This is a genomic window from Devosia sp., assembly GCF_028290435.1.
In the GTDB taxonomy this organism is placed as follows: Bacteria; Pseudomonadota; Alphaproteobacteria; order Rhizobiales; family Devosiaceae; genus Devosia.
In genome coordinates this window covers 1-8,782 of the sequence record NZ_JAQGJV010000001.1, presented here as the reverse complement: position 1 = coordinate 8,782, position 8,782 = coordinate 1, and the positions used below count along the sequence as shown (strand labels likewise).

The following is an 8,782-nucleotide window of genomic DNA, read 5'->3' as shown; positions in this document are numbered from 1 at the left end:
AATGGTACTAAGTCTCAAGGCTTGGGAGAGTAGGTCGCTGCAAGGTCTGCCAAAAACGTATGGGTCTCAAATACAATGTCGAAACACAAAACCCCCAGTCAGAAATGACTGGGGGTTTTTGCGTTTCCAGGGCGCCCAGAATGCCGCCGCGTGCCGTTGACAGCCACAGCCCCAACAATACCCTCCCGGCCATCGGCCATCGGCCATCGGCCATCGGCCATCGGCCATCGGCCATCGGCCATCGGCCATCGGCCATCGGCCATCGGCCATATGAGCCACCAGTCATCGGCCATTTGAGCCACCCGACGCGCCCTAAGCCGCCGGCAGCAGGTACCGGGACGCGTCGACGCCCTCGAGCCGCAGCAGGAAATGCTTCACCTCGAGACCGCCAGCGAAGCCAGTGAGGGTACCGTCGGAGCCGAGGACGCGATGGCAGAGCGCAATAATCGAGATCGGGTTCTTGCCATTCGCCGCGCCAACCGCCCTGAAAGCGGTCGGCTTGCCGATTTGTTCGGCGATCTGCCGGTAGGTGCGGCTTTCGCCAAACGGGATCGACGGCAGCGCCTGCCAGACGCTCTTCTGAAACAGTGTGCCTCGGAAATCGAGCGGGACAGTGAAGCGCTGCAATTTGCCGGCGAAATAGGCGCGAAGCTGCCGCTCGGTCTCGATCAGTATGGGCTGCTCGCGATCTTCCGTCGTAGCATCCAAACGCACGCGTTTTGGATCATCATCTGGCCAAAGAATCGCCGCGAGGCCTTTGGGGCTGGCGACTAGCTTGAGTTGCCCAACCGGCATATCGACGAATTTGTGTGAGAGCGTCATGATGTTGTCCTAGGGAATGCCTCGGCGGCATTGGCCGCAACCTCTAGCCCGCGTGCATGGATATTGCGGCCGATCGTGGCCGGGAAGCGACCGAGTTTATACATTGCCAACCGTTCTTAACCAGATCAGGCACTAACCGCCCATGTCGCAACTGACCGATGATCTGCCGGAGGGCGCCGCCACTATTTCCGGGCTGGCGGACATACTAGCGCCGAGACTGTCGATCGTGTTCTGCGGTATCAATCCTGCCGCGACGGCTGCGATTTCGGGGAAACATTTTTCCAGTCCCAGTAACCGATTTTGGCGGACGCTACACTTGGCCGGCTTCACGCCCACTCAGATTACTCCAGAACAGGGCGACTCGGTATTGGACTATGGCTATGGCCTGACAACAGCGGTCGCCCGGCCAGCGCGGCAGGCCAGCGATTTGACGCGGCTGGAGCTGGTCCAATCCGCAGGCGTGTTGCAAGCCAAGATCGAAACCTACCGGCCCGTCGTGCTGGCCTTCCTCGGCAAGGCTGCCTATGGGGCGATCTCTGGCAAAAAGGATATGCCCTGGGGACGGCAGGACCATCGGTTCGGAGGGGCGATCGTTTGGGTACTGCCCAATCCCAGCGGCCTGAACCGAGCGTTCCCGCTGGTCCGGCTGGTCAGCGCCTATCGCGAACTTCGCGATGCATTGGATGCCGGAGAAACGGGGCGCGCTTTCGACTAGCCGAGAAGCCCTGTGATATCCGCGCGCAGCACCGGCAGCAGTTCGGCTTCGAACCAAGTGTTCTGTTTGAGCCAGCCGCTGTTGCGCCAGGATGGGTGCGGCAAAGGGATGGTTCGGGGCGTTGCGGAGCGGTGATAGATTTTCCGCCATTCCTGCACCGTGCCGGTCAGTCCCGTGGAGGTGTCCGAGCGCTCGAGGTATTGGCGCTGCGCATATTGGCCGATCAGGAGCATTAGTTCGATATTCGGCAGATGAGCAAAGACGGCTTCATGCCAAGCAGGAGCGCATTCGCGGCGCGGCGGCAGGTCGCCGCCTTTGGCGTCGTTTCCCGGAAAGCAGAAGCCCATGGGAATGAGCGCGACCTTTTCTGGATCGTAGAAATCGGCTTCGCCGATGCCCAGCCAGTCCCGCAACCGATCGCCGGAGGCGTCGGTAAACGGGCGGCCCGATGCATGAACTCGCGTGCCCGGCGCCTGGCCGACAATGCAGATGCGCGCTTGGGGCGCTGCCTGGATCACCGGGCGTGGCTCGTGCGGTAGCGGTCCGCCGAAGCTGGGCGTGTCGTGGCAGATGCGGCAGGCGCGGATGCTCCCCAGCAGTGCCGTGAATTCGGCGTCCGGCGCGGATACAAGCTTGGCAGGTGGCTCGCTCATAGTGGGACTCTCATTGGAGTTTTCCGGGCGAGCAGAGCATGGTGGAAGCCTGCCGGAGAAGATAAAACTGTCATAACACCGTATCCAACTGGAGACCCCAATGAGCCTTACCACTGAAGAGAAGCGGGCAGCGTTTCGGGCGTTGCATCGAGAGGGATGCTTTGTGCTGCCCAATCCGTGGGATGTGGGCAGCGCGCGCATGTTGCAGCATTTGGGGTTTAGTGCGCTGGCATCGACCAGCAGTGGTTATGCCTGGACGACCGGGCGGCCGGATTATGCGGCCACGCGGGAAGACGTTCTGGAGCATTTGCGAGCCGTGAGTGCGGCGGTCGATCTACCGGTCAATGCGGATTTCGAGGCGGGATTTTCGAAGACGAGCGAAGGCGTGGCGGAGAATGTGAGGCTTGCCATTGCGACCGGGATCGCCGGTCTGTCCATCGAGGACCGTGATGTTGAAAATGGTGGGCTCTATGACATGGCGACGGCGCTGGAACGGCTTAAGGCGGCGCGGTTGGCGATCGACCAATCGGGCGAGGATGTGCTGCTGGTTGCCCGCACTGAGGGACTGCTGATCGATGGGGATGCGTTGACGCCGGCCATCGACAGGCTGGTGGCGTTCGCCGATGCGGGCGCCGATTGTCTTTATGCCCCTGGTGTTGCCAGCAAGGAGGCCATCGCCACCATGGTGCGGGCAGTGTCCCCCAAGCCGCTCAATGTGCTGGTCTGGGATCCGGGCTGGACGGTGAGCGAGATGGCCGATCTTGGCGTGCGACGCTTGAGCGTGGGCGGCTCGCTGGCCTCAGTGGGTTGGGCGGCGACCATGGCGGCGGCCACGGCGATCAATGGCGGCTCGTTCGAGCCGTTGAGCCAAGGCGCATCCGGGCTCAATGGCATCTTCGAGAAATTCCCGGACAGGCGCTGAGGGCAGTGCCGCCGGCAGCGGTGAAGCGCAAAGTGGATCGTTTCGCCCCGCGCTTCAGCCTTTGAGCGGCGACCAGTCGGGATCGGTGCTCATCATCCAGGGGTAGGAGAAGGCCGCGAAGCGCTCGGCGACGTCCACGGCATTGGGCAAGCGGCTGGCGACGGCGGCGACCAGGGCCTCGATCAGGGCCAGGATAGCGGTATCCGAGGGCGGGTTGTATTCGTGATAGGCCTCGACGAATAGCGACAGGTCGCCCACTGCGGCCAAGGGCGAATTCAGGTGGTCGGTGATGGTCAGCACCGGGATGCCGTGGCGCTTTGCGTGGCGGGTGACGACCACGGTGTCGCGCATATAGAGCGAGAAGGCGATGGCAATCACCAGGTCGTCGGGGCCGAACTTGAACAATTGTCGGGCCGCGCCGACCGTGCCGCCACCATTCTCGACAGTGCGGGCATTGCCGCCGGTCAGCTCGATCCCCACGGCCAGGATATTGGCGAGGCTGGCGGCATTCTCGAAGCCGACGATGAAAATGCGCTTGGCCTTGACGATCATCTCGACTGCCCGCTCGGTTTTGTCGGGCGTCAGCTTGGCTATGGTGGCTTCGATATTGGCGATGTCCTCGCGCAGTGAGGCGATCATCACGTCTTGGGGGCTGGCGCCCTCGGCCAGCTTTTGCTTGAGCTTTTCCACGGGCGCAAACAGCTTTTCGAAGCCGCGGATCAGCTCATTGCGAAAATCGGCATAGCCGGCAAAGCCGATCGTGGTGGCGAAGCGGTTGGCAGTGGCTACCGAAACCCCCACCGTTTCCACAGCTTCATGGATGCTCATCCGGGCCAGTTGCAGGGGCTCGGCCAGCACGAAATCGGCGAACTGGCGCAGCGCCGCCGACAGCTTGGGATAGTGCGTCGCGATCCGCTCAGCCACCAGAGTTTGTGCAGGAAGCCCATTTTTTGGGCGGTTATAAATTTCTGCCAAAATCATCCTCATTGCCGGTTGAATGTATTGTTACATATGCTAACGTCGTCTGTAACAAAAATAACATCGCCTCGGGGGAGGCGCCGTCAAGCGTCGGCGAACGTCCCGTTTTCGCTGCCAAGGAGCGTAACCGCAAATGACGAAGCTGCCATCCTTTTCTCTCAACCGCCGGCAAATGCTGGTCAGCCTGGCCGGTACCGGCCTAGCCATGAGCATCCCCGGCTGGGCCGTGAGCCAGACCCTAACGCCGGTCACGACCGCGCTCGGCTGGATTCCTAATGCCGAATATGCCGGCCTGTGGATCGCCATCGAAAACGGCTATTTCGCCGAAGAGGGCATCGATATCCATTATACGCCGGGCGGCCCCAATGCGCCGGGCGTGCTGGTGTCGCTTTCGGCCGGCGACGCGCAATTTGCCGGCGGCGACTGGATTCCGTTCCTCGAAGCGGTCGGCAAGGGCAATGATTTCGTGGTGCTCGGCGCCGCTTTCCCCATCAGCCCCGCAGCGCTGATCTCGCTGGCCAAGCATCCGGTCAAGGAGCCCAAGGACCTCGTCGGCATCCGCATTCTCAACCAGATGCCGGCCGACAAGAACACCGTGGATTTCATCCTCAACAAGGCCGGCCTGCCGCTCGATTACACCCTGGTGCCGACGGGCTTTTCGCCTGAGCCGTTGGTCGCTGGCGATGGCGATGCCTATTTCGCCTTTGCCACCAACCAGCCGATTACGCTGGAGAATATGGGGCTCAAGCGCGACACCGATTTCTTCGTCACCCTGATGGCGGACCTGGGCTATGCCACCCCGGCCGGCATTATCATCGCCGACAGGAAATACGTCGCATAAAACCGTCCGCTGGTGGTAGGTTACCTCAAGGCTCTGGTGCGCGGCTTGATCGAGAATGGCAAGGACCCCAAGGTCGCCGCCCAGTTGATCGTCGACAAATACGGCGCCGATTTCGGCCTCGAACTGGCCCAGCAGATCCGGCAGAACGAACTCGGCCAGCCGCTGATCCAGGCTGCCGGCGCGCCTGGTCCATTCTGGTTCGATCCGGCCGTGGTGCAGACCACGATTGCAGCGATCGCCAAGTCGGCGGGTATCACCACCATGCCGCCAACCCAGCAGATCGTCGATCTCGGTCCGCTCGAAGAAGCGCTGGCCGCAATCAAATAAAAAGGGGTTTTGAAGGGGACTAGTCCCCTTCACCCTGTCCTTTTTCTTCAAATCTGGAATGCTTATGACGGTCCCGGCCATTCGGCTCGATCATGTCGGCAAAAGCTTTGCGCTGGATGGCGGCAAGCAATTTACCGCCCTCTCGGATATCGATCTTTCCATCGGCAAGGGCGAGTTTGTCGCCTTGCTCGGGCCATCCGGGTGCGGCAAGAGCACCATCCTTCGGCTGGTGGCGGCGCTGGAAGCGCCCAGCACCGGTAAGGTCAGCATCGAAGGTGCCGATCCGCAGGCGCTGAGCCGCTCGCATCGGTTGGGCGTCGCCTTTCAGGACCATGCACTGCTGCCCTGGCTGGATGTCCGTGCCAACGTGGCGCTGCCGTTCCAGGTCGCCGGCAAGAAAGTGGATAGCGCGCGGGTCGCCGAATTGATCCGGCTGGTGGGTCTGTCGGGCTTCGAAAAGGCCCGTCCGCGGCAGCTATCTGGCGGCATGCGCCAACGTGCTTCGATTGCCCGCGCTTTGGCGCTGCAGCCCGAAGTGCTGTTGCTCGACGAGCCGTTCGGTGCGCTCGATGCGGTGACGCGGCGGCAGATGAATGTGGAGCTGCAGCGCATCTGGAGCGCCCAACGCATCACGACACTGCTGGTCACCCATTCGGTGGATGAGGCACTGTTCCTGGCCGACCGCGTCATCGTCATGAGCGGCCGCCCGGGGCGCATCATCCGCGATATTACCGTGCCCTTCGAGCGGCCGCGCAAGCCTTCGGTGATGCGCGATCCGGCTTTCCATCAACTGGTGGACGAGCTCACCCTGGCGCTAGAACCGGAGGGCGAGGCGGAATGACGGCGCGATCCGACGGATTGCAGCGCTTCCTGCTCGGGCTGGTTGGGATCGGCCTGTTCCTCGGCATGTGGCAGGTTATTGGGGTCTATCGGTTGGCTGGTCTCACCTGGCCGCCGCTGACCGATGTTCTGGTCTTTGTCGCCGATCCGTCCAAGCGGACGCTGTTTGCGCGGGCCATAACTGCCAGCTTTATCGCCGTCGTCACCGGCTATGGGATTGGCGTCATTGCGGGGATTGCGCTGGCCATGCTGGGCCGCGTCGCCACTGTGCTCAAGCCGGGCCTCGATCGGCTGATCGCCGTGATCCACGCCATTCCGCTGGTCGCGCTGGCGCCGCTGTTCATGGTCGCGGCGAACCGCGACTCCACCCCGGCCTCGATTGCGGCGCTTGGCGTTTTCTACATGATCTATGTCGCCACCACGTCCGGCCTCAACGCGGCTTCGGCGGCCCATCGCGACGTCTTCACCGCGCTCGGCGCCAGCCCGGTCACCCGCTTCCTGCGTCTCGAACTTCCCGCCGCGCTGCCGGACATCGTCTCGGGCATGAAGCTGGCCATCCCCGTCGCGTTCATTGGCGCCATTGTTGGCGAGTGGTTCGGGGCGTCGCGCGGGCTGGGCTTGCTGATGGTGTCCGCGATGCAGAATTTCCAGATACCGCTGCTTTGGAGCGCGGTGCTGATCGTCACTGCCTCTTCACTCGCCCTGTTCGGACTGATGAGTCTGGTCGAACGCCTTACCTACGGACGCTATCAATGAGCGGCGTGATCAAAGGCCTGGGGCGCTTCCTGTCCAACTATTGGGGCGTCATCGCCATCCTCGTGCTGTGGGAGGCCTGGGTCAATATTTCCGGGCTCAACGCCATCGTGTTGCCCAGCCCGGCCAGCGTGTTCCTCGATCTCGCCTCGGCGCCCGGCCTCTATGCCGCCAATGCGGCGCAGACCTTCATCGTGGCGCTGCTCGGACTGATCCTAGGGCTGGCCGGCGGCATCATCCTGGCGTTGGTGGCCTGGGCGTCGCGGCTGCTCAATGGGTTGTTGACCCCGCTCGGGCTGATCTTCTCCTGCGTGCCCGTAGTGGCTTTGATCCCGATCATTGCCCGCCTCTTGGGCTATGACATGCGCACCGAAATCGCCATCGTCGCCATCGCGGCGTTCTTTCCGACCTTCGTCTTTGTCGGGGCGGGGCTGCGCGCCCTGCCGCCGGGCAGCGACGATCTGTTTAGGGTGTTCGGCGCCAGCCGCACCCAGCGCTTCCTGCGTCTGGTGCTGCCCGCGGCCGTGCCCAATCTGATGATCGCCCTGCGCCTCACCGCGCCCGAGGCGATCCTCGCGGCAATTCTCGCCGAACTGCTGATGGGCAAGTCGGGGCTGGGCTTCATGTTCCGCGAGGCGTCGGGACGCTTTGCCATGGAGCGCGCCTTCGGCACCTCGATCATCGCCACCATCACCGCCGTGATCTGCTTCGGGCTGGTCATGGCCGCCGAGCGGCGCGTCGCAGCGCGCTGGCAGTAACCTCTTTTATCTCAGGAGCCATTCTCATGGTCAAAGTGCAGCAACCCCCCGATCCCTGGCAGCGGACCACCACCGAAAACGGCTTTGCGGCCGACGAGGTGATTTCGGCGCTGCAGAAATGCACGCGCCGCGGCATGACCGAAAACGTGCTGCTGCTGGGCTGGGAAATGTTCATCACCAGCCCCGAAATGGAAGAAATGCTGTGGTCGCGCCTCTGCGTCATCGCGGTCGAGGATATAGGCTTCGGCAATCTCGACGCGCCGGTACTGGTGGAAACGCTCTACCAGCAGCACAAGCGCTATCCGCGCCCGACCGGCGACCGCTTCCTGTTCGCCGTCCACGCCATTCGGGTGCTGACGACGTCCAAGAAGGATCGCACCAGCGACGACATGACCAATTGGGCCAAGCGCGTGGTGGAGCTGGGCGAACGCGTGGCCGAAATCCCCGACGTGGCACTCGACATGCACACCCGCCGCGGCCAGGAAATGGGCCGCGACTACTATTTCTTCATGTCGGAGGCCTCCAAGGTGATCCCCGAGATCAACGACAAGGATCACAAATACCGAGACTGGATCATGGCGGCCTTGGCTGACGGGAAGCTGGTATGACGCCCACCCACAAGGTCTATATCGCCGGCCCCGAAGTGTTCCTGCCCAATGGCAGTGAGCAGGTGGGGCTCAAGGGAAGGATGGCGATGGAGCATGGGTTCTTCCCCAGCACTATGGCCGAGGACGCGCTGGATCCAACGGGCGTGACGCCATTCGCTTTCGGCTGCCAAATCAGCGCCGCCAACGAGGCGATGATGCGCGATGCCGATCTGGTGATCGCCAACCTGACCCCGTTTCGCGGCATTTCGGCCGATATCGGCACCGCCTTCGAGGTTGGTTTCATGTGCGCGCTGCGCAAGCCGGCCTTTGGCTATACCAATACCACCCGCGGCTATTTCGAACGCCTGTCCGAGGATTTCTATCATGGCGCGACCCGCAAGGACGCCCAGGGCGTCATGCGCGGCCGCGATGGCCTGATGTTGGAAGACCACGGCATGGTCGACAACCTGATGCTGGATGGCGGCATTGAGGCGTTGGGCTGCGTGCTGGTCCAGCGCGAAGTATCGCCCGAGCGGCTGCTGCAGGATCTCGACGCGTTCCAGGAATGCCTGCGCCTGGCGCGGGC

At 62.7% G+C, this 8,782-nt stretch carries 12 protein-coding genes; 9 read left to right on the top strand and 3 right to left on the bottom strand.

Annotation, left to right across the window (positions count from 1 at the left end):
• Positions 1–312: 312 nt before the first annotated feature.
• Positions 313–822, bottom strand: coding sequence for a methylated-DNA--[protein]-cysteine S-methyltransferase (locus JWP26_RS00060; protein WP_299721685.1), 510 nt, complete (start codon positions 820–822; stop codon positions 313–315).
• Between the two features lie 142 nt (positions 823–964).
• On the opposite strand from JWP26_RS00060, the gene mug reads away from it, so the two are divergent.
• Positions 965–1,537, top strand: a complete 573-nt coding sequence (mug, locus tag JWP26_RS00055) for a G/U mismatch-specific DNA glycosylase (protein ID WP_299721684.1) — start codon at positions 965–967, stop codon at positions 1,535–1,537.
• On the opposite strand, the gene JWP26_RS00050 is transcribed toward mug, so the two are convergent.
• Positions 1,534–2,190, bottom strand: a complete 657-nt coding sequence (locus tag JWP26_RS00050; RefSeq protein WP_299721682.1) for a uracil-DNA glycosylase family protein — start codon at positions 2,188–2,190, stop codon at positions 1,534–1,536. The two genes, mug and JWP26_RS00050, sit on opposite strands and share 4 nt — an antisense overlap.
• 100 nt (positions 2,191–2,290) lie before the next feature.
• Here JWP26_RS00050 and JWP26_RS00045 point away from each other — a divergent pair, with 100 nt between their 5' ends.
• Entirely contained in the window at positions 2,291–3,112 is an 822-nt protein-coding gene (locus tag JWP26_RS00045) for an isocitrate lyase/phosphoenolpyruvate mutase family protein (RefSeq protein ID WP_299721678.1), read from the top strand.
• Positions 3,113–3,166: 54 nt separating this feature from the next.
• Here the strand turns inward: JWP26_RS00045 and JWP26_RS00040 are convergent, their stop codons facing one another.
• Entirely contained in the window at positions 3,167–4,036 is an 870-nt protein-coding gene (locus JWP26_RS00040; RefSeq protein WP_299721676.1) for a MurR/RpiR family transcriptional regulator, read from the bottom strand.
• A 187-nt stretch (positions 4,037–4,223) separates the two neighbouring features.
• Here JWP26_RS00040 and JWP26_RS00035 point away from each other — a divergent pair, with 187 nt between their 5' ends.
• The 7 genes from JWP26_RS00035 to JWP26_RS00005 all read left to right on the top strand — a co-directional run.
• Entirely contained in the window at positions 4,224–4,931 is a 708-nt protein-coding gene (locus JWP26_RS00035) for an ABC transporter substrate-binding protein (protein ID WP_299721674.1), read from the top strand.
• A gap of 12 nt (positions 4,932–4,943) precedes the next feature.
• Positions 4,944–5,258, top strand: coding sequence for a hypothetical protein (locus JWP26_RS00030; protein ID WP_299721669.1), 315 nt, complete (start codon positions 4,944–4,946; stop codon positions 5,256–5,258).
• 64 nt (positions 5,259–5,322) lie between these two features.
• Positions 5,323–6,099 (top strand): ABC transporter ATP-binding protein, encoded by a 777-nt coding sequence (locus JWP26_RS00025; RefSeq protein WP_299721667.1) that lies wholly within the window; start codon positions 5,323–5,325, stop codon positions 6,097–6,099.
• The gene (locus JWP26_RS00020; protein WP_299721665.1) at positions 6,096–6,854 is read left to right on the top strand and encodes an ABC transporter permease; all 759 of its coding nucleotides are present in this window, start codon (positions 6,096–6,098) and stop codon (positions 6,852–6,854) included. The genes JWP26_RS00025 and JWP26_RS00020 overlap by 4 nt, the downstream gene beginning before the upstream one ends.
• On the top strand, positions 6,851–7,609 hold the full coding sequence (locus tag JWP26_RS00015; RefSeq protein WP_299721663.1) for an ABC transporter permease: 759 nt from the start codon (positions 6,851–6,853) through the stop codon (positions 7,607–7,609). Before JWP26_RS00020 ends, JWP26_RS00015 begins: the two co-directional genes overlap by 4 nt.
• 26 nt (positions 7,610–7,635) lie before the next feature.
• A complete protein-coding gene (locus tag JWP26_RS00010; RefSeq protein WP_299721662.1) occupies positions 7,636–8,217 on the top strand; it encodes an AAA family ATPase in 582 nt (193 codons plus the stop codon).
• Positions 8,214–8,782, top strand: a 569-nt coding sequence (locus JWP26_RS00005; RefSeq protein WP_299721660.1) for a nucleoside 2-deoxyribosyltransferase, incomplete at its 3' end; no start/stop codon positions are given. The genes JWP26_RS00010 and JWP26_RS00005, both read left to right, overlap by 4 nt.

What these genes read in the sequence shown, in the direction of transcription:
- JWP26_RS00060 (WP_299721685.1), bottom strand. Translation starts at nt 822, where the DNA reads ATGACGCTCTCACACAAATTCGTCGATATGCCGGTTGGGCAACTCAAG.
- mug (WP_299721684.1), top strand. Translation starts at nt 965, where the DNA reads ATGTCGCAACTGACCGATGATCTGCCGGAGGGCGCCGCCACTATTTCC.
- JWP26_RS00050 (WP_299721682.1), bottom strand. Translation starts at nt 2,190, where the DNA reads ATGAGCGAGCCACCTGCCAAGCTTGTATCCGCGCCGGACGCCGAATTC.
- JWP26_RS00045 (WP_299721678.1), top strand. Translation starts at nt 2,291, where the DNA reads ATGAGCCTTACCACTGAAGAGAAGCGGGCAGCGTTTCGGGCGTTGCAT.
- JWP26_RS00035 (WP_299721674.1), top strand. Translation starts at nt 4,224, where the DNA reads ATGACGAAGCTGCCATCCTTTTCTCTCAACCGCCGGCAAATGCTGGTC.
- JWP26_RS00025 (WP_299721667.1), top strand. Translation starts at nt 5,323, where the DNA reads ATGACGGTCCCGGCCATTCGGCTCGATCATGTCGGCAAAAGCTTTGCG.
- JWP26_RS00020 (WP_299721665.1), top strand. Translation starts at nt 6,096, where the DNA reads ATGACGGCGCGATCCGACGGATTGCAGCGCTTCCTGCTCGGGCTGGTT.
- JWP26_RS00015 (WP_299721663.1), top strand. Translation starts at nt 6,851, where the DNA reads ATGAGCGGCGTGATCAAAGGCCTGGGGCGCTTCCTGTCCAACTATTGG.
- JWP26_RS00010 (WP_299721662.1), top strand. Translation starts at nt 7,636, where the DNA reads ATGGTCAAAGTGCAGCAACCCCCCGATCCCTGGCAGCGGACCACCACC.